The 26,372-nt window shown below is 65.1% G+C and carries 31 protein-coding genes; 15 read left to right on the top strand and 16 right to left on the bottom strand.

Translation table 11 applies throughout. From position 1 onward, the window contains the following. Positions 1-80 precede the first annotated feature (80 nt). Positions 81-500, top strand: a complete 420-nt coding sequence (locus A3840_RS06650; RefSeq protein ID WP_067453799.1) for a DUF6766 family protein — start codon at positions 81-83, stop codon at positions 498-500. Positions 501-743: 243 nt separating this feature from the next. Here the strand turns inward: A3840_RS06650 and dnaA are convergent, their stop codons facing one another. From dnaA to mutM, 3 genes are all read right to left on the bottom strand, one after another. Next, positions 744-2,201 (bottom strand): chromosomal replication initiator protein DnaA, encoded by a 1,458-nt coding sequence (gene dnaA / locus A3840_RS06645; RefSeq protein WP_067453763.1) that lies wholly within the window; start codon positions 2,199-2,201, stop codon positions 744-746. Between the two features lie 903 nt (positions 2,202-3,104). Continuing rightward, positions 3,105-3,371, bottom strand: a complete 267-nt coding sequence (rpsT, locus tag A3840_RS06640) for a 30S ribosomal protein S20 (RefSeq protein WP_067453760.1) — start codon at positions 3,369-3,371, stop codon at positions 3,105-3,107. A 293-nt stretch (positions 3,372-3,664) separates the two neighbouring features. After that, complete coding sequence (gene mutM / locus A3840_RS06635) at positions 3,665-4,549, bottom strand: bifunctional DNA-formamidopyrimidine glycosylase/DNA-(apurinic or apyrimidinic site) lyase (RefSeq protein WP_067453757.1); 885 nt, start codon at positions 4,547-4,549, stop codon at positions 3,665-3,667. A 97-nt stretch (positions 4,550-4,646) separates the two neighbouring features. On the opposite strand from mutM, the gene ubiE reads away from it, so the two are divergent. The 6 genes from ubiE to A3840_RS06605 all read left to right on the top strand — a co-directional run bounded on the left by ubiE (position 4,647) and on the right by A3840_RS06605 (position 9,911). Next, positions 4,647-5,411 (top strand): bifunctional demethylmenaquinone methyltransferase/2-methoxy-6-polyprenyl-1,4-benzoquinol methylase UbiE, encoded by a 765-nt coding sequence (gene ubiE / locus A3840_RS06630; RefSeq protein WP_067453754.1) that lies wholly within the window; start codon positions 4,647-4,649, stop codon positions 5,409-5,411. A gap of 167 nt (positions 5,412-5,578) precedes the next feature. Further along, positions 5,579-7,132 carry a 2-polyprenylphenol 6-hydroxylase gene (gene ubiB, locus A3840_RS06625; RefSeq protein WP_067453751.1) on the top strand — a complete coding sequence of 518 codons (1,554 nt, stop codon included), beginning with the start codon at positions 5,579-5,581 and terminating at the stop codon, positions 7,130-7,132. A 78-nt stretch (positions 7,133-7,210) separates the two neighbouring features. Next, entirely contained in the window at positions 7,211-7,810 is a 600-nt protein-coding gene (locus A3840_RS06620) for a hypothetical protein (RefSeq protein ID WP_131798265.1), read from the top strand. Next, complete coding sequence (dut, locus tag A3840_RS06615) at positions 7,807-8,271, top strand: dUTP diphosphatase (protein ID WP_067453745.1); 465 nt, start codon at positions 7,807-7,809, stop codon at positions 8,269-8,271. The genes A3840_RS06620 and dut overlap by 4 nt, the downstream gene beginning before the upstream one ends. Positions 8,272-8,458: 187 nt before the next feature. After that, the gene (locus A3840_RS06610; RefSeq protein ID WP_067453742.1) at positions 8,459-9,190 is read left to right on the top strand and encodes a DUF2259 domain-containing protein; all 732 of its coding nucleotides are present in this window, start codon (positions 8,459-8,461) and stop codon (positions 9,188-9,190) included. Beyond that, positions 9,180-9,911, top strand: a complete 732-nt coding sequence (locus A3840_RS06605) for a HesA/MoeB/ThiF family protein (RefSeq protein WP_067453739.1) — start codon at positions 9,180-9,182, stop codon at positions 9,909-9,911. Before A3840_RS06610 ends, A3840_RS06605 begins: the two co-directional genes overlap by 11 nt. Before the next feature lie 257 nt (positions 9,912-10,168). On the opposite strand, the gene fabB is transcribed toward A3840_RS06605, so the two are convergent. Together fabB and fabA are read right to left on the bottom strand one after the other, a co-directional pair. Further along, positions 10,169-11,395, bottom strand: coding sequence for a beta-ketoacyl-ACP synthase I (fabB, locus tag A3840_RS06600; RefSeq protein ID WP_067453736.1), 1,227 nt, complete (start codon positions 11,393-11,395; stop codon positions 10,169-10,171). A 109-nt stretch (positions 11,396-11,504) separates the two neighbouring features. After that, on the bottom strand, positions 11,505-12,011 hold the full coding sequence (gene fabA / locus A3840_RS06595; RefSeq protein ID WP_067453733.1) for a 3-hydroxyacyl-[acyl-carrier-protein] dehydratase FabA: 507 nt from the start codon (positions 12,009-12,011) through the stop codon (positions 11,505-11,507). 172 nt (positions 12,012-12,183) lie between these two features. Here fabA and irrA point away from each other — a divergent pair, with 172 nt between their 5' ends. The 5 genes from irrA (at position 12,184) to A3840_RS06570 (ending at position 15,634) form a co-directional block, all read left to right on the top strand. Next, positions 12,184-12,630 (top strand): iron response transcriptional regulator IrrA, encoded by a 447-nt coding sequence (gene irrA / locus A3840_RS06590; RefSeq protein WP_067453730.1) that lies wholly within the window; start codon positions 12,184-12,186, stop codon positions 12,628-12,630. Between the two features lie 110 nt (positions 12,631-12,740). After that, positions 12,741-13,595, top strand: a complete 855-nt coding sequence (locus A3840_RS06585) for an arylamine N-acetyltransferase family protein (RefSeq protein WP_067453728.1) — start codon at positions 12,741-12,743, stop codon at positions 13,593-13,595. A gap of 4 nt (positions 13,596-13,599) precedes the next feature. Further along, positions 13,600-14,199 carry a YdeI/OmpD-associated family protein gene (locus A3840_RS06580; protein ID WP_067453726.1) on the top strand — a complete coding sequence of 200 codons (600 nt, stop codon included), beginning with the start codon at positions 13,600-13,602 and terminating at the stop codon, positions 14,197-14,199. Continuing rightward, complete coding sequence (locus A3840_RS06575) at positions 14,199-14,738, top strand: DUF1697 domain-containing protein (RefSeq protein WP_067453724.1); 540 nt, start codon at positions 14,199-14,201, stop codon at positions 14,736-14,738. Before A3840_RS06580 ends, A3840_RS06575 begins: the two co-directional genes overlap by 1 nt. Further along, positions 14,735-15,634, top strand: coding sequence for a ribokinase (locus A3840_RS06570; protein ID WP_067453722.1), 900 nt, complete (start codon positions 14,735-14,737; stop codon positions 15,632-15,634). The genes A3840_RS06575 and A3840_RS06570 overlap by 4 nt, the downstream gene beginning before the upstream one ends. Before the next feature lie 135 nt (positions 15,635-15,769). Here A3840_RS06570 and A3840_RS06565 read toward each other — a convergent pair whose 3' ends face one another. Together A3840_RS06565 and infC are read right to left on the bottom strand one after the other, a co-directional pair. Continuing rightward, entirely contained in the window at positions 15,770-16,234 is a 465-nt protein-coding gene (locus tag A3840_RS06565; RefSeq protein WP_067453720.1) for a GNAT family N-acetyltransferase, read from the bottom strand. Between the two features lie 231 nt (positions 16,235-16,465). Further along, positions 16,466-17,002 carry a translation initiation factor IF-3 gene (gene infC / locus A3840_RS06560; protein ID WP_205633344.1) on the bottom strand — a complete coding sequence of 179 codons (537 nt, stop codon included), beginning with the start codon at positions 17,000-17,002 and terminating at the stop codon, positions 16,466-16,468. Between the two features lie 154 nt (positions 17,003-17,156). On the opposite strand from infC, the gene A3840_RS06555 reads away from it, so the two are divergent. Next, on the top strand, positions 17,157-17,927 hold the full coding sequence (locus A3840_RS06555) for an alpha/beta hydrolase (RefSeq protein WP_067453715.1): 771 nt from the start codon (positions 17,157-17,159) through the stop codon (positions 17,925-17,927). Here A3840_RS06555 and A3840_RS06550 read toward each other — a convergent pair. From A3840_RS06550 to A3840_RS06530, 5 genes are all read right to left on the bottom strand, one after another. Further along, entirely contained in the window at positions 17,924-19,051 is a 1,128-nt protein-coding gene (locus A3840_RS06550; protein WP_067453713.1) for a Fic family protein, read from the bottom strand. The two genes, A3840_RS06555 and A3840_RS06550, sit on opposite strands and share 4 nt — an antisense overlap. Positions 19,052-19,211: 160 nt before the next feature. Then, positions 19,212-19,883 carry a GNAT family N-acetyltransferase gene (locus tag A3840_RS06545; protein ID WP_067453711.1) on the bottom strand — a complete coding sequence of 224 codons (672 nt, stop codon included), beginning with the start codon at positions 19,881-19,883 and terminating at the stop codon, positions 19,212-19,214. Continuing rightward, a complete protein-coding gene (locus A3840_RS06540) occupies positions 19,880-20,752 on the bottom strand; it encodes an NAD-dependent epimerase/dehydratase family protein (RefSeq protein WP_067453709.1) in 873 nt (290 codons plus the stop codon). Before A3840_RS06540 ends, A3840_RS06545 begins: the two co-directional genes overlap by 4 nt. Further along, complete coding sequence (queG, locus tag A3840_RS06535; RefSeq protein WP_067453706.1) at positions 20,752-21,885, bottom strand: tRNA epoxyqueuosine(34) reductase QueG; 1,134 nt, start codon at positions 21,883-21,885, stop codon at positions 20,752-20,754. Before queG ends, A3840_RS06540 begins: the two co-directional genes overlap by 1 nt. Before the next feature lie 122 nt (positions 21,886-22,007). Beyond that, a complete protein-coding gene (locus A3840_RS06530) occupies positions 22,008-22,688 on the bottom strand; it encodes a glutathione S-transferase family protein (RefSeq protein ID WP_067453703.1) in 681 nt (226 codons plus the stop codon). A 111-nt stretch (positions 22,689-22,799) separates the two neighbouring features. Here A3840_RS06530 and A3840_RS06525 point away from each other — a divergent pair, with 111 nt between their 5' ends. Further along, positions 22,800-23,612 carry an undecaprenyl-diphosphate phosphatase gene (locus A3840_RS06525; RefSeq protein WP_067453699.1) on the top strand — a complete coding sequence of 271 codons (813 nt, stop codon included), beginning with the start codon at positions 22,800-22,802 and terminating at the stop codon, positions 23,610-23,612. Between the two features lie 13 nt (positions 23,613-23,625). On the opposite strand, the gene A3840_RS06520 is transcribed toward A3840_RS06525, so the two are convergent. From A3840_RS06520 to A3840_RS06510, 3 genes are all read right to left on the bottom strand, one after another. Then, positions 23,626-24,255: a LolA family protein gene (locus tag A3840_RS06520; protein ID WP_082903700.1), complete on the bottom strand. Its 630-nt coding sequence runs from the start codon at positions 24,253-24,255 to the stop codon at positions 23,626-23,628. Between the two features lie 93 nt (positions 24,256-24,348). Further along, positions 24,349-24,681 carry an ArsR/SmtB family transcription factor gene (locus tag A3840_RS06515; protein WP_067453693.1) on the bottom strand — a complete coding sequence of 111 codons (333 nt, stop codon included), beginning with the start codon at positions 24,679-24,681 and terminating at the stop codon, positions 24,349-24,351. Then, positions 24,681-25,328, bottom strand: coding sequence for an SRPBCC family protein (locus A3840_RS06510; protein WP_067453690.1), 648 nt, complete (start codon positions 25,326-25,328; stop codon positions 24,681-24,683). The genes A3840_RS06515 and A3840_RS06510 overlap by 1 nt, the downstream gene beginning before the upstream one ends. Before the next feature lie 157 nt (positions 25,329-25,485). Here A3840_RS06510 and A3840_RS06505 point away from each other — a divergent pair, with 157 nt between their 5' ends. Next, entirely contained in the window at positions 25,486-25,707 is a 222-nt protein-coding gene (locus tag A3840_RS06505) for a hypothetical protein (protein ID WP_067453687.1), read from the top strand. Positions 25,708-25,778: 71 nt separating this feature from the next. Here the strand turns inward: A3840_RS06505 and A3840_RS06500 are convergent, their stop codons facing one another. Beyond that, positions 25,779-26,327 carry an ATP-dependent Clp protease proteolytic subunit gene (locus A3840_RS06500; RefSeq protein ID WP_067453684.1) on the bottom strand — a complete coding sequence of 183 codons (549 nt, stop codon included), beginning with the start codon at positions 26,325-26,327 and terminating at the stop codon, positions 25,779-25,781. Positions 26,328-26,372 lie beyond the last annotated feature (45 nt).

Here is a 26,372-nt window from a genome sequence, read left to right as displayed (position 1 = left end):
GCGCGCTTTGCACAAGGCTTGATGGTGCAACCCCGGCATGGCCTCCACGTTGAGGTGGCAATCTAGCCATGGAGGGCGCCATGCCCGGTAAATCGATCTGGACCCGCTACGGATATGCCTGGGTCACCCTGGGGTTCTTCGCCTTTTCCATTCTCGGGCACTGGCTTTTCGGCTGGTTCGCCTTTGCCGGCGACCAGCTCAGCCATGGCCAGGCGCCACAGGTCGGCCCCTATGTGGTGGAAATGCTGCGCGACACGTTCGAGAACTGGCAGTCCGAATTCCTGCAATTGCTCTGGCAGGTGGGGGGCCTGGCCATCCTGCTGCATGTGGGCTCGCCGCAATCCAAGGAGGGCGACGACCGCATGGAGGCCAAGATCGACGAAATCCTCAAGCGCATCGATCCCCGGGAGGGCGAGGCGATCATCAACGAGCTGGACGAGGCCTATGCCGGCCGGCACACCGACCCGCAATACCAGCAGCGCGCCGAACGGCGGGAGTAAGCGCTCTCTCCGAAGACCTCATGGTGAGCCCGTCGAACCACGAGGTCGGGCACGCGAAAGCCGCCGGTCTTGCCCTGCGCGCATAGCGCGTCGGGCGTAGTCATTTCAAATCGGTCCACCGGACCGATTTGGCCGCGCCTGCGGCGCGGCCGGTCTTGCCCTGCGAGCGTAGCTCTTCGGGCGTTCGGTCCTAAAATCGCTCCACAGGAGCGATTTTGCGGCGGGCGAGCCCGCCGCCGGACCTCACTCTTCCAGCATGCGCTTCAAGAGTTCGATTTCCTGGCCCAGTTCCAGATCGTCCTTGATCATCTGCTCCACCTTGCGCACCGAATGGAGCACGGTGGTGTGGTCGCGGCCGCCGAAGCGCCGGCCGATTTCGGGCAGGGAGCGGGCGGTCAGCGCCTTGGCCAGATACATGGCGATCTGGCGCGGGCGCACCACGTCGCGGGAGCGGCGGGCCGAAAGCAGTTCGTTGCGGGGCACCTTGTAATGGCGGGACACGGCCTTGAGGATGTCCTCGATGCGCACGCGCTTGGCGTCGCGGGCCCGGATCAGGTCGGCCAGGGTCTTTTCGGCCAGGGGCACGGTGATCAGCTCGCCCGTGAGCTGGTTGGCGGCGACCAGGCGATTGACGGCGCCGTCGAGATCGCGGCCATGGCTGACCACGGCGCGGGCGATGTAGTCGATGACGGCGGTGGGGAATTGCATGCCGAAGCGGGCATTCACCTGCTCGGCGCGGCGCTGCACGATATCGCGGCGCAGGTCGAGATCGAAGGTGGAGATCGGCACGACCAGCCCGCCCGAGAGCCGCGAACGCACACGTTCATCGAGCATTTCGAGATCGCGCGGCGGCGCGTCGCCGGCCACCACGACCTGCTTGGCGCCGGTCAGCAGCGTGCCCAGCGTATGGCCGAATTCGGTGGCGGACTTGCCCTGGAGGAATTGCATGTCGTCGATCAGCAGCAGGTCGACCCGGCGCAGCCATTCCTTGAAGCCGAGCGCCGACTGGCGCTGCACGGCGGTGATGAAATGGTACATGAAATGATCGGCCGTCAGGTAGACGATGTTCTTGGAGGGATCGGCCTCCGACACCTGATGGGCGATGGCGTTGAGCAGGTGGGATTTGCCCAGGCCGACCGTCGAATGGATATAGACCGGGTTGAAGGTCACCGCATTGTTGATCGCCGCATTGGCGATCTGCCTGGCGACGCCGAAGGCCATTTCATTGGCGCTGCCGGCCACGAAGCTCTCGAAGGTCATGCGCGGATCGATGGCGCTGCCGGAAAGGGCGTCGCCCTTGCCATTGTCGCGCACCAGGCGCGGCATGGCGGGGGCAGCGACCGGCGCGGCGCCGGCAGCGGCGGCACTGGACGGCTGGGCCGCGGGGGCCTCGGACAAGACTTCGGGGGCCGGCGCCAGGCGCGGCCGGGCCTGGCCGTTGACGCGCATGGTCACCTGCAGGCGTCCGGCCTCGGGCAGGTCATGGCGGAAGGCTTCCAGGATGCGGTCCGCATAATGGGATTGCACCCAGGAGCAGAGAAAACGGGTGGGCGCGCTGAGATGGACCAGGTCGTCCACCAGTTCTTCCAGTTCCAGGCGCGCGAACCAGGAGGTGAAGACGTCTTCGCCGACGCTGGTTTTGAGGCGGGCGCGCACGCGGGCCCAAAGATCGCGCTGGGTTTCACCGGAACTATCGGACATGACAGGAAGATCGCCTTTCGTGGAAGAAGCAAGGGAAGCAGAACCGGCCTCGGCCCAGTCGTCTCTTCCCGCGTTCGCCTGTCGCATCATCGTTTCTAGCCCCATTCTGTTGCCCGGACGGGCCCGCAATGCCCGCCGCCTGATTGTTCTTGTTCTTCCCGCCCTGCCCGGCCCCTGACGGACCTTTGGACATGGCTTCGCCCCTGCCCCCGCAATGCGGGCGCATGCATTCAACGGCGGCCGAAGCGCCGTCTTCCTATTGACCTATCCCTTGATCCCGGCCTGACCCGGCCGGCGGTCTATCGAACGAACGCCGATCCCGATTTCACCGGCCGCCCAATATTGCGGCCAACAAATTCTGCATCGGCTTACTCCCCGGCGTCGCCGCCGGTACTGACCCAAACCCGGGTCCATTCTGGTCCCGGCCAGCGGTGTCGAGGATCGTTCCACCCCTCTTTTTCCCCGCCGGCCAAAGTACATTAGAGGCACGAATTTGGACCCGCAACACGTGAATCGTTGAAATAGGGGCTTGACTCCGAACTCGTCAAATCTGCACCCCGGCCCCCTGAAAAGCCCCCTCCGGCAAGGGCCTGTGACTCAAGGCAGATTCCAACACTTAGCGCCTGTCGGCATGGTGAAAAATTTATTCCGCCAGGTCCGTCCGGGCCGCTTTGCCGCACCCCGGAAACGCCTCCCGCCTTCCTGACAAACCCTTGGCTTGCCTAAAGAAAAAGCGGTGTGCATCAAACGTTCCGCGCGGGCTGAAACCGTCATCGGAAAGTCATGTGACACTTATGTGGCGAAAAAGCTTGCCCCGGCCGGGGCCAACAAAAAGGGCCCCTTGCGGAGCCCGTTTTCGTCGCTGCCGTGTCGGCCGGATCCCGGCGCCACGGCTCCCGGCGATCAGACCGCCAGGGCCTTCACGCGGCTGTTGAGACGCGAGACCTTGCGCGAGGCCAGGTTGGCATGGACGATGCCCTTGCCGGCGGCGCGGTGGATTTCCGGCTCGGCGGCCTTGAGGGCAGCGAAGGCGGCGGCGTGATCGCCGGCGGTGATGGCTTCCTCGACCTTGCGGATGAAGGTGCGCACGCGGCTGCGGCGCGACTTGTTGACCGCGGTGCGGGCGACAATCTTGCGGGTGGCCTTCTTGGCTGACGGCGTATTGGCCATGTATTCCTCTTGAGCGTCCAACCGGCCAATCCCACGCTCACGCCGAGCGCCCGAACCTGCCGGAATAAAATGAAAGCGGCGGCACGCTGCCGCCAAGTCGGTGGGTCTATAGGGGATAGGCGGGGAGGCGTCAACTGGATTCGGCCTCGGATTTCAGGCCTCACGCTCCAAATCGGAGCTCCCAACTCGCCCTACCGTCACCACCCGGCTTGTCCGGGTGGTCCAGGCCGTGGCAAGGTGGATTGCCCGGACAAGCCGGGCAATGACGATGAACAAGGTTATTGCGCCCACCCTCACGGCGCCTTCTGGCAGACGGGACAATAGAAGGTCGAGCGCCCCGATTGCACGATGCGCTGCACCACGCCGGTGCAGAGCGGGGTCGGGCAGGGATCGCCCTCGCGGTCATAGACGGCGAAATTGTGCTGGAAATAGCCGGCGCCCTCGACGCTGCGGAAATCGCGGATGGTGGAGCCGCCCACCTCGATGGCGGCGACCAGCACTTCGCGCACGGCGGCGGCCAGCGCCTCCAGGGCCGGCTTGGGCGCGCCATCGGCCGCAACCAGGGTACGCGCTTCGATATCGGGCCTTATATGGGCGCGATGCAGGGCCTCGGCCACATAGATATTGCCCAGGCCCGCCACCACACGCTGGTCCAGCAGCGCCGCCTTGATCGGCGCCTTCTTGCCCTTGAAGGCTTCGGCCAGGCCCAGGGCGCTGAAATCGTTGCCCAGCGGCTCGGGACCCAGGCCCTTGAGATAGGGGCTGTCGGCGGGGTCGTCGTAAAGGTCGATGAAGCCGAAGCGGCGTGGATCGGCATAGATGAGATGGCTTTTGCCATGCTCGGGATGGGTGATCTCCCAGACCATGTGGTCGTGTTTGGGCTCGGTGCCCGGCTCGTAATAGCGCGGCGGCTTGTCGATTGGGTGTTCGGCGAAGCGCCAGGAGCCGGTCATGCCCAGATGGCTGAGCAGCGTCCTGCCGCCGGACAGCTCCAGCAGCAGATATTTCGCCCGCCGTCCGACATGGTCGATAATCTGTCCTTCGAGCGCGGGCTTCAGCTCTTTGGGAAAGGGAAAGCGCAGATCCTTGCGGTTGAGCGTCACCTTGTTGATGGTGGCGCCCTTGAGCCAGGGCTCCAGTCCGCGCCGGACGGTCTCGACCTCGGGCAATTCGGGCATGGGTAAAACTCCTTCACCCTGCGCGCCTTTGCGCATGGGCATTTTCCGACGCCTTATATATGGTGCGGCCAATCCGTTCGACCATTGAGGTCCCGCCATGAGCCAGTCGCAAGAAACCACGCATTTCGGCGAGAGAATCGTCGCGCTCGAGGACAAGCAGGGCCTGGTCGACAAGGTCTTCCACGATGTGGCCGATCGCTATGACCTGATGAACGATCTGATGAGCGGGGGCGTGCACCGGCTCTGGAAGGACGCCATGGTGAGCGAGCTGGCCCCGCCCAAGGCCGGCACGCGTCCCTATAAGGTGCTCGACATGGCCGGGGGCACCGGGGATATCGGCGAGCGCATCGTCAATCGTTCCCTGGGCTATGCCGAAGTCGTGGTCTCCGACATCAACGCCGACATGCTGCGCGTCGGGGCGGAGCGCGCCAAAACCTGGCGCTATCCCGGCCAGGTGCAGTTCGTCGAGGCCAATGCCGAGCAATTGCCCTTCGCGGACAACAGCTTCGACGCCTACACGATCGCCTTCGGCATCCGCAACGTGCCGCGCATCGAAAAGGCGCTGGGCGAGGCGCATCGCGTCCTCCGGCGCGGCGGCCGCATCCTGGTGCTGGAATTTTCCCAGGTCGACCTGCCGGGCTTCGATGCGCTCTACAAACTCTATTCCGACCGCGTCATTCCGCCCATGGGCCGGGTGGTGACCGGCGATGCCCAGCCCTATCAATATTTCGTGGAATCCATTCGCAAATTCCCCGACCCGGCGCGCTTCTCCGCCATGCTGGCCGGCGCCGGCTTCAAGCGCGTGAAGCACCAGAGCTTCACCGGCAATATCGCGACCCTGTTCTCGGGCTGGAAGATTTGATGGACATGACGGCGCGGCACACTGGATGCAACACCTCTCCCTTTGGGGGAGAGGTCGGCGCGCAGCGCCGGGTGAGGGGGCCTTTGCCCCGGCGCCTGAGCGAAGGCCCCCTCACCCGCCCCTTGCTTGGCAAGGGTCGACCTCTCCCCCAAAGGGAGAGGTAAGGCATGTCCATCGGTTCCACGTTCCGCCTGATCCATGCCGGCTGGGTGCTGGCGCGCGAGGGGGCGCTTTCCATCCTGCCGGTGGAATCACTGCCGCCGATGATGAAATTCGGCATCGGTCTCGGCCGGCTGGTCGAGCGCCGCTCCGTGCGCAAGACCGGCTCCATCGAACGGCTCAACGCGGCCCTGCACAAGCTGGGCCCCAGCTTCGTCAAGTTCGGCCAGACGCTGGCCACGCGGCCCGACATTGTCGGGGTGCAGGCGGCGGCCGATCTCTCGGGCCTGCAGGACCGCATGCCGCCCTTCGATCCCAAGCTGGTGCCGGGCATTCTCGATGAGGCCCTGGGGTCGCGGGCGGCGCAATTGACCGAAATCAGCGAACCCGTCGCCGCCGCCTCCATCGCCCAGGTGCACAAGGCCAGGCTGCGCCAGCCGGGCGAGGCGCCGAAGATCGTGGCGGTGAAGATGCTACGGCCCGGCGTGTCGGAACGCTTCCATGCCGATACGCAGGCGCTCTATGCCGGCGCCCGCCTGGCCGAGACCTTTTCGCGCGCCAGCCGGCGGCTGCGACCCACCGAAGTGGTGCGCACGCTCGACCATTCCATGCGTCTCGAGCTCGATCTCAGGCTGGAAGCCGCCGCCATTTCGGAAATGGCCGAGAACATCAAGGACGATAAAGGCTTCCGCATCCCGGACGTGCAATGGGATCACGTGGCGCAGAACGTGCTGACCACCACCTGGGTCGAAGGCATTCCCATTCGCGACCATGCCGCCATCGACGCCGCCGGCATCGACCGCAAGGCGCTCGCGGCCAAGGTGCTGCAGAGCTTCCTGCGCCATGCCATCCGCGACGGCTTCTTCCATGCCGACATGCATCCGGGCAATCTCTTCGCCGACCCGAAGACCGGCGACGTGATCGCGGTGGATTTCGGCATTATGGGGCGGATCGGCACGTTCGAGCGCCGCTTCCTCGCTGATATCCTCTATGGCTTCATCACCCGCGATTATCGCCTGGTGGCGCAGCGCCATTTCGACATCGGCTATGTTCCCTCCGAACAATCGGTGGACGATTTCACCCTGGCCATCCGCTCCATCGGCGAACCGCTGCATGGGCGCAAGGCCACCGAGATTTCCATGGCCAAGGTGCTCGGCCAGCTCTTCGCCATCACCGATCTGTTCCAGATGCGCACGCGGCCCGAACTGGTGCTGCTGCAGAAATCCATGGTGCTGGTGGAAGGGGTGGCGCGCCATCTCGATCCCGAGCTCGACATCTGGACCATAGCCGAGCCGGTGGTGGGCGATTGGCTGCGCCGCGAGGAAGGCCCGCTGGGGCGGGTCGAGGATCTGGTGGGCCATGTCACCCGCATGGGCGATGCGCTGGGTCGGGTGCCCGACCTCGTCGCCCAGGCGCAATTGGCCCTGGCCGAGCACCGGGCGCTGATGAACCGCCCGCGCGACGGATTGCTGCGCAATGCGATCCTGGCGGCGCTGGGCATGGCGCTGGTGGCCCTGGCCGCCATCGCCGTCCTGGCCCTGCGCCTGGCCTTCGCCGCCTGAGGGTCGGCTTGCGGGTCGGGGGCCTCTGCCCCTAGATTGCACAGACGAACGTGGCCATTGCCGCACAAGGAGATTTTCATGCACCTCAATCTGTTCGGCAAGCTGGCCGGCGGCGTCATCCTGGCCCTCGGCCTGTCCGGCTGCGTCGATGTCGACGTGGACGTCGCGCTGACCAGCGCCAGTACGGCCCGCGCCACCATGACCCAGACCATGGGTGCCGAGATTTACGCCATGGTGAAGACGAGTGCGGACGAGGCCGGCAATGGCGAGCCCGGCTTCTGCGACGAGGGCGACCTCGTCGAGAATGCCGATGGCAGCGCCACCTGCTCGATCGTCGAGGAAGGGCCCTTCGCCGATCTCGACCTGGGCCAGGACGAGGGCGGCATGCGCTTTACCGAGGCTGGTCCGGGCCTGGTTCGCATGGCCCTGCCCACCGCCGACATGACGGCGGAAATGGGCATCGAGGACGACATGGACGCAGAAGCCCGGCAGATGGTCACCGCCTTTTTCGAGGGCCACGACATCACCATCTCCTTCTCGGGCGCCGAAGTGGTGGAGACCAATATGAGCCGCGCCGCCGATGGCCGCAGCGCCAGCCAGGTCATTCCCATGCTCGACCTCATCAACGGCACGCTGGACCTGCCCGAGGAACTCTATGCGGTGGTGCGCGCGCCGTGACGTCCAATCCGCTCATCATCCGCCTGAAAGTGCTGCCGCATGGCGAGGGCCTGACGCTGCCGGTGCCGGCCAGCGCCCTGGCGGCGGGGGCGGATTTGCGCGCCGCCCTGCCGGACGGCGAACCGCTCGACCTCATGCCCGGGCAGCGCGCCATCGTGCCCTGCGGCTTTGCCATGGCGCTGCCGGCCGGCCATGAGGCACAGGTGCGGCCGCGCTCGGGCCTGGCCGCCCGGCATGGCGTCACCGTGCTCAATTCGCCCGGCACGATCGATGCCGATTATCGCGGCGAGGTCATGGTGATCCTGATCAATCTGGGACAGGAGACGTTCCGGATCGCGCGGGGCGAGCGCATCGCCCAGATGGTGGTGGCGCCGTTGGTGCGGCCAGCCTTTGTCAGGGAGGAAGACCTCGATGCAACCGAACGTGGACATGGCGGCTTCGGCTCGACCGGACGGGCCTAGAGCGCTGCTACTGACCTGTCTTGCCAGACTATCGGCTCTTTTTCTCCCCTCACCCCTAAGGGGAGGGGCTGGGGGTGGGGGTCCAACGGCAGGTCGCCAAACCACCCCCTCCCCGGCCCTCCCCTCAGGGGGGAGGGAGGCGATGGAGCCGCCAAATCAGTGCTGCGAAAAGCCTGAAGTAGGAGGGATGGCCCACACGCTCCGCCCCCTCGTCCTGCTGCTTTCTCTGCTCATAACCGCTCTCGCCGCTCCCGCCCTGGCCGGCGACCGGGCGCTGATCGATTATGTCGGCTTCTCCGAGGATCACCGCTATTTCGCCTTCGAGGAATTCGGCATCCAGGACGGCTCGGGCTTTGCCTATGCCAATCTCTATGTGGTCGATCTCGCCAGCGACAGCTGGGTTCCGGGCACGCCGGTCCGCGTCCAGGCCGATGACGAGAACGAGAGCCTTGTCGATATCCGCGCCGAGGCGCGGCGGCTGGCCGAGAGCCATATCGAGCAATTCCGGATCGCGGTGCCGGTGGAGACCATCGCGCTGATCGGAGACGGCGTGCCCGACAATGACCGGCAAAGCCTCGGTTTCGGCCTGCCGGGCTTTGAACCGGGAGCGGTCCGGGGGACGTATAGGCTCAGCCTTTCCAGCTTCCCGGCCAAAGCCGCCAGCCCCTGCCAGGACTGGTTCGGCATGGAGCCCAGGGGCTATCAATTGCAGCTCATGGCGGATGGCGTCGAGCGGCTTTTGCACCGCGACGAGAGGCTGCCCCGCTCACGCGGCTGCCCCTTCACCTACCGGCTCTATGGCGTGGTCATGCCCTTCATGGCCAATAGCCTCGACAATGCGGTCGCCCTCATCTCGGTCTATCCCGGGGGCTTTGAAGGCCCCGACCGGCGTTTCCTGGCGGTGCCGCTTGCCCCCTGATCCATCCCTGTCGCCGGAAGAAGCCCGCCGCTATGCCCGCCATCTGGTGCTCAAGGGCATGGGCGGGGCCGGCCAGCAGAAACTCAAGGCGGCAAAGGTGCTGGTCGTGGGCGCCGGGGGCCTGGGCAGCCCGGCCATCGCCTATCTGGCGGCGGCCGGAATCGGCCGGCTGGGCATTGCCGATCCCGACCAGGTCTCGCTCTCCAATCTCCAGCGCCAGATCGTTCATACCGGCGCCGGGATCGGCCGCAACAAGGCACAAAGCGCCGGCGATTTCGCCAGCGCGCTCAATCCGCATGTGCGGCTCGACCTGATCGAGAGCGCCATCGATGCCGGCAATGCCCGGGCCATTGTCGGCGCCTATGACCTGGTGCTCGACGGCACCGACAATCTCGCCACCCGCCGCATCGTGGCCGCGGCGGCCGCGGCCCTGGGCCGGCCGCTGGTCTCGGGCGCGGTCTCGATGTTTTCCGGCCAGGTCACCGTTTTCGCCCCGCATCTGGGCGGCCCGGGACACGACGCGCTCTATCCGCCCGAAGCCGATGACGATGCCCTGCCCTCCTGTGAGGCCAATGGCATTCTCGGCCCGGTCACCGGCATCATCGGCGCGCTCATGGCCATGGAAGCCATCAAGCTCATCACCGGCATCGGCCAGCCGCTGATCGGCCGGCTGCTGGTCTATGACGGACGCGATGGCGGCTTTTCGGAATTGGGATATTAGGCATTTGACTCTTCGACTGAAACAGCGGCCGCTGCCAATTCGGTTTTATCGTCATTGCCGGGCTTGTCCCGGCAATCCATCTTGCCGCGGGCATGGACCACCGGGACAAGCCCGGTGGTGACGATAGTGGAGACAGCCGTTTCAGCTCGACAGTGAAATGCACCCTCACCCGTCTCGCGCTACGCGCGATCCACCCTCTCCCGAGGGGGCGAGGAACAAGGAGCGAGCGTCGGATGAGGGGGCGGCAGGCGCGCCCCTCACGCTTCGGGATGCTTGAACACCAGAGCGGCATTGGTGCCGCCGAAGCCGAAGGAATTCGACAGCACATAGCCCAGATCCACCTCGTCGCGGCGCTGGCGCAGGATGGGCATGTCGGCGAAGGCGGGATCGAGGGTTTCGATATTGGCGCTTTCGGCGATGAAGCGGTGCTTCATCATCAGGATCGAGAAGATCGATTCATGCACGCCGGTGGCGCCCTGGCTGTGGCCGGTCAGCGACTTGGTGGCGGAAATGGGCGGGCACTTGTCCTCGTTGCCGAAGACGGCGCGCAGGGCCTCGATTTCCTTGAGGTCGCCCACCGGGGTCGAGGTGGCATGCGGATTGATGTAGTCGATGGGCGCCTGGACGTTCTGCAGCGCCATGCGCATGCAGCGCTCGGCGCCTTCGCCGGAGGGGGCGACCATGTCGACGCCATCCGAGGTCGCGCCATAGCCCACCACTTCGGCCCAGATTTTCGCGCCGCGCGCCTTGGCGTGCTCCAGCTCCTCGAGCACCAGCACGCCGGCGCCGCCGGAAATGACGAAGCCGTCGCGATTGGCGTCATAGGCCCGGCTGGCCTTTTGCGGGGTCTGGTTGAAGTCCGAGCTCATGGCGCCCATGGCGTCGAACAGATCGGAAAGCGTCCAGTCCAGGTCCTCGTGGCCGCCGGCAAAGACGATGTTCTGCTTGCCCAGCATGATCTGCTCATAGGCATTGCCGATGCAATGCTTGGACGTCGCGCAGGCGGCGCTGATCGAATAATTGATGCCCTTGATGCCATAGGAGGTGGCGAGCGTCGCCGAGGCGGTCGAGCCCATGGCCTTGGGCACGGCCAGCGGCCCGATACGCTTGGGGCTGGTATTCTTGCGGGTGATGTCGGCCGCTTCCACGATGGTGCGGGTGGAGGCGCCGCCCGAGCCCATGACGATGCCCGTCATGGGGTGGGAGATATCCTTGTCCTCGAGCCCGGCATCGGCGATGGCCTGCTGCATGGCGAGATAGTTCCAGGCCGCGCCCTTGCCCATGAAGCGGGTGACGCGCCGGTCGAGCACTTCGAAGGGGTCGAGGCGCGGATCGCCCTTGACCTGGCTGCGGAAGCCCAGTTCGGCATAATCCTCGGCAAAGACGATGCCGGGTTTTGCCTGGCGCAGGCTTTCGGTGACCTCGTCGAGCGAATTGCCGATCGAAGAAATGATACCCATGCCGGTCACGACAACTCGTCTCATTTCATCCTCGCTTCAGTCTCTCGGTGCGTTCGCATTGGGGCGCGGCGTCGCACTTATATAGGTTGGACGGGGCCGGCGGTAAGGCCGGCCCCCGATTGTTTCGGGGCGATCAAGCGTCGGTGAACAGGCCGACGCGCAGATCCTTGGCCTCGTAGATCACTTTGCCGTCGGCCTTGACCCAGCCATCGGCGATACCCAGCGTCAGGCGCGAACGCATGACGCGCTTGAGGTCGATACCATATTCGACCAGCTTGACGTCATTGGTCACCTGGCCCTGGAACTTGATTTCCCCGCCCAGGGCGCGGCCCTTGCCGGGCTGGCCGATCCAGGAGAGGAAAAAGCCGGTCATCTGCCAGACGGCGTCGAGGCCCAGGCATCCGGGCATGACCGGGTCGCCGATGAAATGGCACTGGAAGAACCACAGGTCCGGATTGACGTCGAGCTCGGCCCGCACGAAGCCCTTGCCGTGGGCGCCGCCGGTTTCCTCGATCTCGGTGATGCGGTCGAACATGAGCATGGGCGGCGCGGGCAGGCGCGCATCGCCCTGTCCCGGCAATTCGCCGCGGCCATGGGCCAGCAGCTCCTCATATCCAAATGCGTGTTGCCGCTCGGCCATGACTTACCCCGCTCTCACTCAAGCTTCGTCTCGTATAGAGGTGCCGATTGAGGGTCAAGACGGCCAAAAGGCGGGGCCGGCGGCTGCGGCAGCGGGGCAACTTGTTTCGCGGGCGCCTGCACATTATAACAAAAGCTGGACCTAAGGACCTTAGACGAGCATTTCCGGCCCCATGACCGACCGCATTATCGCCGCCCGGCCTCATCCGTCCCGCAAACCGTGCCTGACGGCAGTGTTGCGCATGGCCGGCCTTCGCCCGACCCGGCAGCGCGTGGCCCTGGCCGAATTGCTGTTCGGCGGCCCCCATCGCCATGTCAGCGCCGAGCAATTGCACGGCGAGGCCAGCAGCGCCAATGTCAATGTATCGCTGGCCACCATATACAATACGCTGCATCAGTTTCATGAAGCGGGGCTCCTGCGCGAAGTGGCCATCGACGCCTCGCGCTCCTATTTCGACACCGACACGTCCGACCATCATCACTTCTACGTGGAAGACGAGCAGCGGATGATCGACATTCCCCCCGATGCGGTGACCTTCAAGTCGCTGCCGCAGGCCCCGGCCGGCATGGAAGTATCCCATGTCGACGTGGTGATCCGCGTGCGCAAGGCCCCGGCCTGAACCGCATCTGTCAAGGCACTTCTGGCACCGGTCGGGCCCTTGCCCCGTCGTGACAAAGCCGTCGCGCTTGCCCATATTGGGCCCGGTTTCAACAGCACAAAAGGTGGTCGATGCCCGAAAAGGTCAATCTGAACGCCTATTTCGAGCGAGTCGGCTTTGCCGGTTCCATCGCCCCGACATTGGCGACCCTGGAAATGCTGCATGCGCTGCATCCCGCCGCCATTCCCTTCGAGAACCTCAATCCGCTGATGGGCGAGCCGGTGCCGCTCGACCAGCCGAGCCTGGAGCGCAAGCTGCTCACCGACAGGCGCGGCGGCTATTGCTTCGAGCATAACCTGCTGTTCATGCGCATCCTGCGCGATCTGGACTATAATGTACGCCCGCTCCTGGCGCGGGTGGTCTGGAACCATCCGGACAATATCGACAAGCCGCCCACCCATCTGCTGATGCTGGTGGACATCAACGGCCAGAACTACATCGCCGATGTGGGCTTTGGCGGGCTGACGCTGACCACGCCGCTGCGCCTGCGCGCCGGGGTGGAACTGGCCACCCCGCATGAAACCTTCCGCCTTTCCGGCGGCGACCCCGACTGGACGCTGGAAGCCCGGATCGGCGAGGATTGGCGGGCGCTCTACGTCTTCACCCTCGACGCTATCGAGGAAGCGGCGATCGGCCCGATCAACCAGCACTTGTCCAGCGATCCGTCCTCGCCTTTCACCTCTGAACTGCGCGTCGCGCTCTCGCCCGCGGGCAGGCGGCTCAAGCTCCTGAACACGACCTTCACCATCCAGCCGGTCGATGGCGAGAAGGAGCAGCGCGTGCTCACCGGCATGGAGACGCTGCGCTCGGTGCTGACCGAGGAATTCGGCCTGGTCCTGCCCAATGACGAGCGGCTGGAGCCGGCTTTGGCCCGCCTCCTGCCCGAGCCGCCGCCGGAAACGGCGGAGACGGAGGCGGAAGAATAGGATCATGGCGCCCGTCATCGTTCCGGTCGACAAGCTGCATGAATTCCCCGATTTCCGGAGCTTTTACGACTGGCTGGCGGCCAATCACGACCGGCAGGACGAGGTCTGGATCCGCATCTTCAAGAAAGGCTCCGGCCACGCCACGATCAGCCCGGTAGAGGCGATCGACGCGGTTCTGTGCTGGGGCTGGATCGACGCCATCAAGAAGAGCTGGGACGAGATTTCCTTCGTGCAGCGCTATTGCCCGCGCCGCGCCAAATCGGTGTGGAGCCAGGTCAATCGCGACAATGTCGCCCGGCTGAGCCAGGCGGGGCTGATGACCGAGCATGGCCTGGTCCATGTGGAGGCCGCCCGGAAGGATGGCCGCTGGGACGCCGCCTATGCCACCAGGCAGGAGCCGCCGGCCGACCTGCTCGCGGCCATCGCCGCCGACCCGGCCGCGCAGCGCGTCTATGAGCAATTAACGGCGCAGAACCGCTTCGCCCTCACCTTCCGCGTCATCAACCTCAAGACCGAAGCGGCCCGCAAGAAGAAGATCGAGAGCTTCGTGGCCATGCTGGCGCGCGGGGAAACCATCTATCCGCAGAAGCTGGACCCGGTCTGATGGCGCTCTGGGGCGCGTTCCTGCGCGGCATCAATCTGGGCAAGAGGCAGATGAAGATGGCCGAGCTCAAGGCGTGCCTCGAGGCGGCCGGGTTCGCCGAGGTGAAAACCGTGCTGGCCAGCGGCAATGTGCGGCTCGAGGCCGATGGCGATGCCGATGCGGTCAGGGCCGGACTCGAAAAAGCCATCGCCGCTCGATTCGGCTTTGCTGTCGGCGTGGTGCTGCGCTCGGAGGCCGAACTGGCGGCCATGCTGAAAAACCACCCTTTCGGCGCGCTCGATCCCGGCGCCGACCTCACCCGCCATGTGCTGCTGTTCGAGCGCCCCCTGCCACCCGACCTCGCCGTCCCCGACCGGCCGGGCGACACCGAAATCCTGCGCATCGATGCGCGCGATGTCTATATCGTCGCCTATCGGCAGCCCAATGGGCGCTATACCGAACATGTCGAAGAAGTGCTGAAGCCGCTTTATGCGCGGCTCGGCAAGGGCAATCTCGACACGATGCGCAATTGGAACACGATAGAGAAGATTCTGAAATGATCACCATTTTCGGCTCCACCAATCTCGACCAGATCGGCACCGTCACCCGCCTGCCCAGGCCCGGTGAAACCGTGGCCGGCGGCACCTTTTCCATGGCGCCGGGCGGCAAGGGAGCCAACCAGGCCCTGGCCGCGCGCCGGGCCGGGGCCGAGGTGCTGCACGTTTCGGCGGTGGGCGACGACGCCTTTGCCGATCTCGCCACCGCCCTGCTGCGCGAGGGCGGCGTCGATCTGTCCCGGCTGCGCCGGGCCGAGGCGGCCACCGGCATTGCCATGATCTTCGTCGATGCCGAAGGCGAGAATGTCATCGCCATCCTGCCCGGGGCCAATGGCAGTGTCAGCCCGGACGACGCCGATGCCGGGCTCGACCGGCTCGGCCCGGGCGATATCGTGCTGGTGCAGCAGGAAGTGCCGCAGGCAGCGACCCGCCGCGCCCTCGAGATCGCCCGGCAGAAGGGCGCGCGCAGCGTACTCAATACCGCGCCCTACCTGCCCGACACCGCCGAACTCGCCCCGCTCGCCGATATCGTCATCGCCAACGAAACCGAGTTTTCCCTGCTCTCGGGCCGCCCCATTGCCGAACTGGACGCGGCCATGGCCGATTGGGTGGCGCGGACCGGCCGCACCATCGTGGTCACGCTGGGGCCCGAAGGCGCGCGCGCCGCCACGCCCGACGGCACGCTTTCGGTGCCGGCTCACAAGGTCGACCCGGTCGACACTGTCGGCGCCGGCGACACGTTCTGCGGCTATCTCGCCGCCGCGCTCGATGCCGGGCTCGACCTCGAAACGGCCATGCGCCGCGCCGCCATCGCCGGCAGCCTCGCCTGCCTCAAGCCCGGCGCCCAGCCGGCCATCCCCCACAAGGCGGATGTGGACGCAGTGCTGGCGCAGAGCTAGCGGTGAGGCCTGTTTGCTCACCCACGGCGTCATTCCCGCGAAAGCGGGAACCTCTGTTTGCGGCCTCTATATCGACAACAGAAGTCCCCGCTTTCGCGGGGATGACATCGTGAAAATGCACGGAACTGGCGCGCCCTAACCCTTCCGCCCCTCACCCATCAGGCGCAGGCGCGCATTCTCGAAGGGATAGCCCTCGTCGTCGATCGGGCGCCGGGACAATTCCGCAAAGCCCAATTCCTTATAGAAGCCCATGGCCTGCGCGTTCTGGGTATAGACTTCGAGCGAGAGCTCGCCCCTGAGCGTCAGGGCATGGGCGATAAGACGCCGGCCGATGCCCAGGCCCTGCCGGTCCGGCGCCACGAACAAGCCGCCGATAAAGTCGTCGAGCAGGCTGATGAAGCCGGCAGGCTCGCCGCCCAGGCTGGCGACCCAGGTTTCGGCGCCCGGTAGGTAATGCTCTTCGATCAGCGCCCGCTGCGCCGTCAGGCGCGTCACCCCGATAAAGGGATGCGCCAGCAGGGAGGCCTCGAGCCAGATTTTTGACAGCTTGGTGGTGTCCGCCGCCTCGAAAGGCCGGATGGTAACAGTTTGGTTCGTCATGGGAATTCCGCAGAAAATATATGCAAAGAGGTCCGGCGACCATCCATGGTGCCGGGCGATACCGCCGAACGCGGTTCAGGATCACGAGCCTCTGCGCATAAATCTCCTTCTGCCGATGACCGCTTCTAGGCCGCCGGTCGGGATTGGTCAATGCGGGCAACGCGCCTCCATCCCGGCCAACAAAAAAGCGGGCCTTTCGACCCGCTTCTTCCTAACCTGGCTGACAGGCCCTTATTTGGGCGCCAGCACCATGACCATCTGGCGGCCTTCCGAGCGCGGCTGGCTTTCCACCTTGGCCACTTCCTCGGTCTGCTGCTTGACCTTGAGCAGCAATTGCATGCCCAGGTCCTGGTGCGCCATTTCGCGGCCACGGAACCGCATCGTCACCTTGACCCGGTCGCCATCGCCCAGGAACCGGTGCACAGCCTTCATCTTGGTCTCGTAATCGTGGTCGTCGATGTTCGGACGCATCTGAACTTCCTTGACCTCGATCACCTTCTGCTTCTTGCGCGCCTCTGCCGCCTTCTTCTGCGCGGCATATTTGTAGCGCCCGAGATCGAGCATCTTGGCCACGGGCGGTTGCGAATTGGCGGCGATCAGAACCAGGTCGAGCCCGGCTTCCTGCGCTTCGGCCAGGGCTTCACGCGTGCGGACAATGCCGCGGTTTTCACCGCTCGCATCGATGAGCTGAACGTCGGGGCTGGTGATATCCTCGTTGGCAAGCGGCCCATCTTTCTGGGGCGCAACGGGTCTCATGGGACGGCGAATGGCAAGCTTTCCTTATTCTATTGGTAGGAGGGGCTGAAATCGGCCCTAAAATCGTGGTAGCGGGGCGTAAAGTCAACTGGCACGCCAAGCGATTTCTTCGCTGTTGCGCCATGGAGACGCCGATTCCGTCGCAAGGAAAAGTTCCGGTCCGCCCATGGGTTCCCTCAATCTGTTCCGCCTCACAATCGGCGCCGGCGCCAGCGCCCGCGAGATCGCCGTCGCGCAGCGCGACGGGGGCGCGCCGGGCCTGTTCTGGCTCAATGGCTTCCGCTCGGTGATGAACGGCGCCAAGGCCAGCGCCCTCGATGCGCTGGGCGCCGAAAAGGGCCTCGCCGTCACCCGCTTCGACTATTCCGGCGATGGCCAGTCGGGCGGCCGCTTCGAAGACGGCACGATCAGCCGCTGGCTCGAAGAGGCCGAGGCGGTGCTGGCATTGACAAGCGGCCCGCAGATCGTCTGCGGCTCATCCATGGGCGGCTGGATCGCGCTGCTCCTGGCCCGCCGCCGGGCCGCCCTGGGCCAGCCGCTCAAGGGCCTAGTGCTCATCGCCCCGGCCGTCGACGCCACCACCACCCTGCTGCCCGAGCGCATGACGCCGGCGCAGCAGCGCGATCTCGACCGCCAGGGCTGGTTCGAGCGCGACAGCCGCTATGGCGACGGGCCCTATCTCTATACGCGCCGCTTCATCGAGGACGGCGCCCATCATAGCCTGTTCGGCGCGGTCATCGAAACCGGCTGCCCGGTCCATATCCTGCAGGGTGCCCAGGATCCCGACGTCCCCGCCACCCATGCGCGCCGCCTCCTCACCCATATCCTGCACGACCCCGTCACCTTCACCCTCATCCCCGACGGCGACCACCGCCTGAGCCGCGAACAGGACTTGGACCTGCTGCGCAGGACGGTGCTGGGAATGGTGAACAGCTAGTCGCGGACCAGGCGCAAAAGCGGCTCGAACCGATAGAGGGCCGGCCGGCGCCCTGCTGCCGCTTCGAGCGTTTCCAGCAAACCATTTTCGCTCAGGGTGCGCGCGAAACGATGGGCGGTGGCAGCGGGAATTCCCGAGCGCGCGGTGAAGATATTGTTGCGGAACACCGGGCGCGCGAACAGAAAATCCAGCGCCGTCGTGCTCCATTGGTTCCTGAGAATGCGCCGGAATTCTTCCTTCATGGCTTCGTAAAGCGAGCGGATTTCTTCTGCTTTGGCCAGGTTGCGGTTGGCCTGGTCCTCAATCGCGGCGAGGAAGAACAAGATCCAGTCCGTCCACGCGCCGTCTTGAGAGACCGCGCGCATCCGTTCGATATATTCGTCTCGTCGCTCCTCGAAATAGCCGCTGATGTAAAAGTGCGGCGCGGCGATCGCGCCGTAATGCCAGAGCATAAGCGTAATCAGCATGCGCCCGATGCGCCCATTGCCGTCCTTGAACGGATGCAGGGCTTCAAATTCCAGATGTGCAAGCGCCGTGCGGATCAGCAGCTCCCATTCATCGGAATTGATGAAATCGGTCAGCTTGTCCATGCCCAAACCCAGCGCCTGCGGGCTGATGGGGATAAACTGGATTTTCCGGCGGGAACGATCCGCCAGATAGTTCTGCTCGGTCTTGAACTCCCCCGGGTTGAGGCTTGCGCCACGCCCGAACCCGAGCAGTACCCGATGCGCCGACCGGATCAACCAGGGAGAGATGGGTGCTCCCTGTTCAATGGAATGCTGCGCCTGGGTCAGCGCACGGCCATAGAGAAAGACCTCCACGGCCTCGCTGCGATATTTGTTGGGATCGGTGGCCTCGTCTTCCTCCTGGTCGGCCTCGTAGCGCAGGACCTCATCGAGCGTGCTGATCGTGCCCTCCATACGGGAGGACACCACGGCTTCCTGGTTGCGCAGGGGCGCCAGCAGGATTTCGCTGTTATGCATCCCCTTGAGCATCTGGTCATAGCGGGCCAGCGCCGCGGAGGCAGAAGCCAGGGGCCTGATGAGGCGCATCGTATCGATGCTCTGCGGCGGAAATTGATCGTAGTGGTACTGGACTGCGCCGCTCAGGTCGAACTCTGCCATGGCCCACCTTGACTATCAGAATCAGGAAAATTCGAGATTCAAACGCGTTTGCCTGAGCCTTACGACTGTCAACGACATTTGTCTATCAGATTCTTTATTCTTGATAGACAAGCATCTTAGCCTGACAAATCCGACAGCCAAATCCAGTTGGCTCTCAAAATCAGCCTTCTTGAGAATCAAGGCCTCGCAAGGCGAGCTTCGTCCTCTGCTGTCCCGCAGCATCGAAATTCTCCGGGTTCAGCCAGCGCTCATATTCTTCCCGCAGGGCGGGCCATTCGCTGTCCAGGATCGAGAACCAGGCGGTGTCGCGGTTTTCGCCCTTGACGATCATGTCCTGCCGGAACAGGCCCTCATAGATGAAACCGAACCGGGTCGCGGCGGCCTTGGAGGGGGCGTTGCGGTCGTTGCATTTCCATTCGAAGCGCCGATAGCCCAGGTCGTCGAAGGCGTGGCGGGCGAAGAGATAGAGCGCTTCGGTCGCCAGGCGCGAGCGCGCCATGGGCAGGCCCCAATAGATGGCGCCGATTTCGACCGAGCCATGTTCGGGCCGGATGCGCAGCCAGGCCTGGCGGCCGACGGCGCGGCCGGATGCCTTGTCGATGACCGCCACGTAAAGATCGGGCCCGTTCTGCACCGTGGCGATCCAATTATTCACCTCGCCGAGGCTCATCGGCGGGTCGTTGGGCAGGAAGCGATAGCGGGCTTCCGCCTCCTCGCCGGCGGAAATGGCGAAGAGGTCGGCCGCATGGCCCGGCGCCACCGGCTCCAGGCGCACATAGCGCCCCTCGAGCACGGCGTGTTCGGGCGCCGATCTTGCGGGTTGCACGCTCATTGCTCGCTCTCCAGCACCTGGGCCAGGCCTTGGCGATAGGTCGGATAGAGCAGCTCGATCCCCAGCGCCGCCTTGATGGCCTTGTTGGAAACCCGCTTGTTGTCGCGATAAAAGCTCTTCTGCATCGGCGTCATCTCGGCGGTCTCGAAGGGCAGGTCGGGGGGCGCGTCCATGCCGATCAGCCCCGCGGCATGGGCGATGACGTCCTGGGGCGGCGCCGGCTCGTCATCGGCAAGGTTGAAGGTGCCGGCCAGGCGCTGGCGGGCAGCCAGGGCGGTGACGCGGGCAATGTCTTCCACATGGATGCGGTTGAAGACCTGGCCCGGCTTGACGATCCGCCGCGCCGTCCCCTCGCGCAGCTTGTCGAAGCCGGACCGGCCGGGACCATAGATGCCGGCCAGGCGCAAGATGGCCAGCGGCACGCCGCGCGCGGCGGCGTAGTCGCGCCATTGCTGCTCGGCCAGCACCCGGTAATCGCTGCGCATGTTGCGCGGCACCAGCGGCGCGCTTTCATCGATCCATGCGCCGCCGAAATCGCCATAGACGCCGACCGTCGAATAATAGCAGAGCCATTGCAGGTCCTCGGCCGCGTCGAGATCGGCGCGATGATGGCGCAGCACCGGATCGCCATCCGCATCCGGGGCAATCGAGAGCACGACATGGGTGATGCCCGAACGGAGTGCCGGCCCCACTGCCGCTCCCGGCGCGGTGCCATCGAAAAGCGGCACCAGATGATAACAGTCTGCTAACCTATTGGCCTTTTCGGCATGCCTGACGGTACCCGAAATGGCGCCGAAATCACCGCTTTCGCGCATGAAGCGGACCGCGCTCTGCGCCGAAAATCCCAAGCCGAAAAAGAAAGCGTTCATCAAACCCGACCATCCCATTCTGCCCGCACCGCGGCCTCGTTTTCCCGCGCCAGGCTCTCCTGCCTTAGCGCATCGGCCCCCTCGGGGTCGAGCCGCCGCAGCGCCCAGATGGCCGCGCCGCGCACCAGGGGCGAGGGATCGCCCAGCCGCCGGCGCACCAGGGGAATATAGTCGGGATTGGCAGAATTGCCGATGCCGATCAAGACGTTACGGATGAAGCGAGCATGGCCGATCCGCTTGACCGGAGAGCCGGCAAAGAGGCTGCGAAATGCCGCATCGTCCAATTGCACCAAATCCGCCAGAGCCGGACGCTCCAGTTCCGGCCGGCTGCGCAGCCGCGCCTCGCGGCTGGCCGAGGCGAACTTGTTCCAGGGACAGACGGCCAGGCAATCGTCGCAGCCATAGATGCGATTGCCCATGGGCACGCGGAATTCCTGCGGAATTTGCCCTTTATGTTCAACCGAGTAATAGGCCAGGCACTTGCGCGCATCCAGTTGGAACGGCGCGGGAAAGGCCTTGGTGGGACAGATATCGAGGCAGCGCGTGCAGGTGCCGCAGCTCTCGGCATGGGGCCTGTCCGGAGGCAGGTCCGCCGATGTCAAGATGGCGCCCAGGAACAGCCAGGAGCCGAAATCGCGGCTGACCAGTACGGTGTGCTTGCCCTGCCAGCCGAGGCCCGCCGCCTCGGCCAACGGCTTTTCCATCAGCGGCGCGGTATCGACGAAGACTTTCACCTCCGCCCCGGCCCGCCGCGCCAGGAGCCCCGCCAATTCCTTGAGGCGCCCCTTGATGATGTCGTGATAATCGCGATTGCGGGCATAGGCGGAGATGATGCCGGCATCCCGTTCCGCCAGCAGCGCCATGGGGTCCGTCTCCGGCCCGTAATTGATCCCGAGCAGGATGACCGACCGGGCCTCGGCCCAGAGCCGGCGCGGATCGCCGCGCCTTTCCTCGGTTTCGGCCATCCAGTCCATATCGGCGTGCCAGCCCGCCGCCAGAGCATGGGCCAGCTTTTCGGGCAGGTCCGGCCGCGAATCGGCCCGCGCCACGCCAAAAGCGTCGAAGCCCAGGGCGCTGGCCCGGGCCTTCAGCTCGGCGAGAAGTGCTGTCCTGTCCGGTGCGGCGTTTTCCAAGTAGACCTCATGGTGAGCCTGTCGAACCACGAGGGCGTGGCACGACAGCATCGCGACCCCGACCTCGTCCTTCGACAAGCTCAGGATGAGGTCTCCGAGATTAGCGGCTCAGATGGGAAAGTTCAAAAATCCAGGTCAGCATAGCCGCGCGAGGGCGGCATGGCCACGACGCGGTCGTTGAGCAGGGTGCGGAAGGCCGGGCGGGACTTGATGCGCGAATACCAGTCGCGCGTCTCGGCCGGGATCTTGGACCAATCGACGTCGCCCATATAATCGAGCGTCGAGACATGGGCGGCCAGGGCGAAGTCGGCCAGGCTCAGATCGTCCCCGGCCAGCCAGTTGCGGCTGGCCAGCAGCCAGTTGAAATAGAGCACGTGCTCGCCCAGATTGGCCTTGGCCGCCCGCAGCACCGAAGGCTCGGGCGTGGCGCCGCGAATATCGCGCTTGGCGATCTTTTCCTCGACCAGGTAGCGCGTCACCTCGTCATTGAGCTTGACCAGCACCCATTCCACCAGTCGCCACATCTCGGCGCGCGCCAGGGGATCGGTGGGAAACAGGCCCCCCACGATGTCGGGCGTGTAGAAATCCTCCACCGCATGGATATTGGCCATGATGCCGACCACGGCGTCCTCGCTCTCGGTGAAGAGGATGGGCAGGGTGGCGGCCGGATTGAGCTCGAGCAGGGCCTCCTCGCGCAGCCAGGGCTTGATCTCCTCGAGGTCCAGCGGCACGCCATATTCGGCGCACATCAGCCGGATGAGGCGCGAAGCGGGGTCGAGAGGATAATGCACGAGAGTTGGCATGAACGGGCCCTGTTAACGCAGGCCTGTCATGCTGTCCCCGGGTTGGCGCTGTGGGCGAACACCGTTATGAGGAACGCAAAACCGGCCCTTTGAAACGAGTTAGGGGATCAAATGAACGCCGATCAAGGTCTTTTTGTGCCCCTGGTGCTGGGAATCATCGAAGGGCTTACCGAATTCCTTCCGGTCAGCTCCACCGGCCACCTGCTGCTGGCGGGACATTTCTTCGGCCTGACCCAGCCGGCGACCTTCATCGTGCTCATCCAGCTCGGCGCCATCCTGGCGGTGCTGACCATCTATTTCGCCAAGCTGGGCGTGCTGATCCGCGATGCCCTGACCGGCAAGGCCTATGCCTGGCACTTCGCGCTGGCCGTGGTGATCGCCTGCCTTCCTGCGGTCATCATCGGGGTGCTGTTCCGCGAATATATCCAGCAGGTGATCTACGAATCCCCGCTGGTGATCTGCATTTCGCTGCTGATCGGCGGCGTCGTGCTGCTGATCGTCGACCGGATGCCCAAGCCGGTGCGCTACGACGACATCTACACCTTCCCCTGGCATCTGGCGCTGGTCGTGGGGCTGTTCCAGGTGCTCAGCCTCATTCCCGGCGTCTCGCGCTCGGGCTCCACGGTGGTCGGGGCCATGCTGTTCGGGGCGTCCAAGCGCTCCGCCGCCGAATTCACCTTCTTCATCGCCCTGCCGATCATGGCCGGCGCCTTCGGCTACGATCTCTACAAGAGCCGCGAGCTCATCGACATGAGCCTGGGGCTCAATATCGCCATCGGCTTCGCCGCCTCCTTCGTGGTCGGCGCGCTGGTGGTCAAATATCTGCTCGATTTCGTCAGCCGCCACGGCTTCGCGCCCTTCGCCTGGTGGCGCATCGCCGTGGGCGGCGCGGGCCTCATCGCCATCCTGGCCTTCGGGCTCTAGGGCCTATCGCCGCTCAGCGCCCCGGTTCGCGGCTGGTATAGGTGGCGGGGATGGAGAAGAAGGCCGGCGGGATCTGCACGTCCTTTTCCACGTCATAGAGCGAGAAGGTGAGCTCGGCGCCCGAGGGCTCCACCAGGGTCCATTGCGCCAGGTCCTTGGTCTCGACGTCGAAGATCAGCGAGACCTGCACGGTTCCGGCCACCGTATTGTCGATGACGGTGATGCTCATATAGCCGTCCGAGGTGGTGACATCGACGACATTGGCATTGAGCAGGTTGATCTCGTTGCCCAGGAACTGGCGCAGCGGGATCGTGTCCTGCGGATAGGCGTAATAGGTCTCCTCGCGCCGGTCGAGCACGTAGAAGCCGCGGCCCTGCGAGACGATTTCCTCGCGGCTGGGCGGGGCGTAGCGGAAGGTGACCTTGTCGGGCCGCTCGAGGAAGAACGTGCCTTCGGTGCGCCCGCCATTGGTATCGATCTGCAGGAACCGGCCCACCATGGTCCGGATCGCCGAATTGTGCGCGTTGATCTCGGCGATCAGCTGCTGTTCCTCGGGCGTCAGGGCCCGGTCCAGCGCCAGGGCGGGCATGGCGGGAGCCAGCAGAGCGGCGATACCGAGCATCAGGGCGTGGCGTCGAATCATGGGCGGACAGTCCTTGCAGGCTTTTGGTTGACCCTAACCTAGGCAGCAATTGCGGCAAGAGGTGGAAAGTTCCATGCCCATGCTGAACAGGGTTTAAAGCGCGCCCCTCTCCTTCTTGCCGCGCGCGATTTCGGTGTCGAGCGCCGCCATGCGCACCGGCCAGAAGACGCGGAACCGCTCCAGCCAATCGTCGATATCGCGCAGGGGCGCGCTATCGAGCCGATAGACCCGCCGCGTCCCCTCGGGGCGCACCAGGGCGAAGCCGTTCTCGCGCAGCACCTTGAGATGCTGGCTGACCCCGGCCTGGGAAATCCCGAATTCGGCGGCGATCACCGCCACCACCTCGCCCGAGGCATGTTCGCGCTCGGCCAGGAGTTCGAGAATGCGGCGACGGACGGGGTCGCCCAGGACGTCGAAGGCGTGCATCAATGATCCGCCGGAATGCTCTCGCCGGTATAAAAGCTGCGCGTCGCCTCGGCCGCGGCCAGGGCGGCATCGCGATCCTCGCCGGCGGCAATGTCGGCGCGGCCCCAATCGTCGCTGGAGCTGCGCACGAAGTCCTTGTATTCCTGGGTCGCGGTCCAGCCTTCCACCGCCTCGGCCGGCACGTCGGCTTCCGGCTCGGCCAGGTGGCGCGACAATCCCATAAAGCCCAGGTCCCAGCCGACACCGACCGCGCCCGGCCCGAACTGGTCCCAATGGGGGCTGACATGGGCGATATGTTCGAGCTCGAGCAGCGTGCCGCCCGCCTGCGGGGTCAGCGTGACATTGACCCAGCTCACCGCGCCGCCGAATTCCCAGGTCAGGGCGATCTTCCTGTTGGTCTCGCATTCGGTGATGGTGCCGCCGGCATTGTTTTCCACCTGGTAGCGGCCGCCCAGGACCAGCTCGCCGCTGACCGGCGCGAACCAGCGGCGGATGCGCTCGGGGCGGGTCAGCGCGTCCCAGAGATCGGCGGCGTCGGTGTCGTAGAGCCGGGCGGCGATCACCGCCTTGGCTTTCTGGCCGTCGCGCTCCAGGTCGCGCACCTCCCGTCGCATCATGCCCAGATGGGCAGCAAGATCGAAGCTCATACCCGCTCTCCCTATTTCAGTCTATACTTATATAAGCAAAAACTGAAATAGAGTCCATGGGGCGCGATCAACTCTTGTTTGGTCCCGGAACGCTGCAAAAGTCAGGCCGTTCTAGCTGCACCGGACAATGGTGTCCGGCCCGAGGAGGAGACTCCAGATGACCAATCGCGACAAGCAATTCGACCGCAATCGCCAGGGCGACATGGGTGGCCAGCAATCCGGCCAGAACCAGCAGGGCCAGCAAGGCCGGCAGGAGAACCGGAACGACCAGGACATGGATCGCAACCGGCAGGGCAATAAGGGCGGGCAGCAGTCCGGCCAGAACCAGCAGGGCCAGCAGGGTCAGCAAGGCCAGAACAACAAGAACCAGAACCGCTGAAGCGGGCCAGCATTCTCCGGACGGCGCAGGCCGCCCGGGGCCCTCGGGAGGAGGAAATGACCGAATCCAGCCTAGATCTGAACGATCTCATGCCCCTTTGGCAGCGCGAACTCGCGCACGGCATCGACAAAGCCATAATCGCGGGCCTCAGCGGGCGCGATATGGACCTCGCTGTGGCGGCGCGAGGCCAGAACCGCGTCGGGAATCCGGCTCCGCTCACGCAGGATATTGTCCGTGCGATCATCGTCCGCCAGTGCCGCATCCAGCGTTGATTGCAGGCGGCGGGCGCTCATGCCCTCCGAATGGCCCATCGTGGTCGGATGAATCATGAACATGGCGTGCTTGGAACAATAGCGCTCGTCGGCGGCCAGGAAGACCGAGACGGCAATCGAGCCCACCGAGCCGGTATTGTAGATCACCAGATGCAGCGGCAGGGCGCGGATATGATTGTAGAGATAGACTCCGTCGGCGACATACCCACCATTGGAGCTGAAGGCCAGGTGCACGATATCGGCGCCGTTGTTGACGGCTGAATTGAGCGCTCCGGCCAGCCGCCCGACCCCGCCGGGCTCGATGGGGCCGGTATAGCCGAAATAGATGACATTGTCGCTCGCATCCATGGCGCACTCCCTTGTGGGAGGAGCAACGGCAAGCGGGCCGAAACG

This window comes from Devosia elaeis (assembly GCF_001650025.1).
In the GTDB taxonomy this organism is placed as follows: domain Bacteria; phylum Pseudomonadota; class Alphaproteobacteria; order Rhizobiales; family Devosiaceae; genus Devosia; species Devosia elaeis.
Note: the sequence above shows the minus strand (reverse complement) of the source record. Positions and strands in the feature narration are given on the sequence as shown.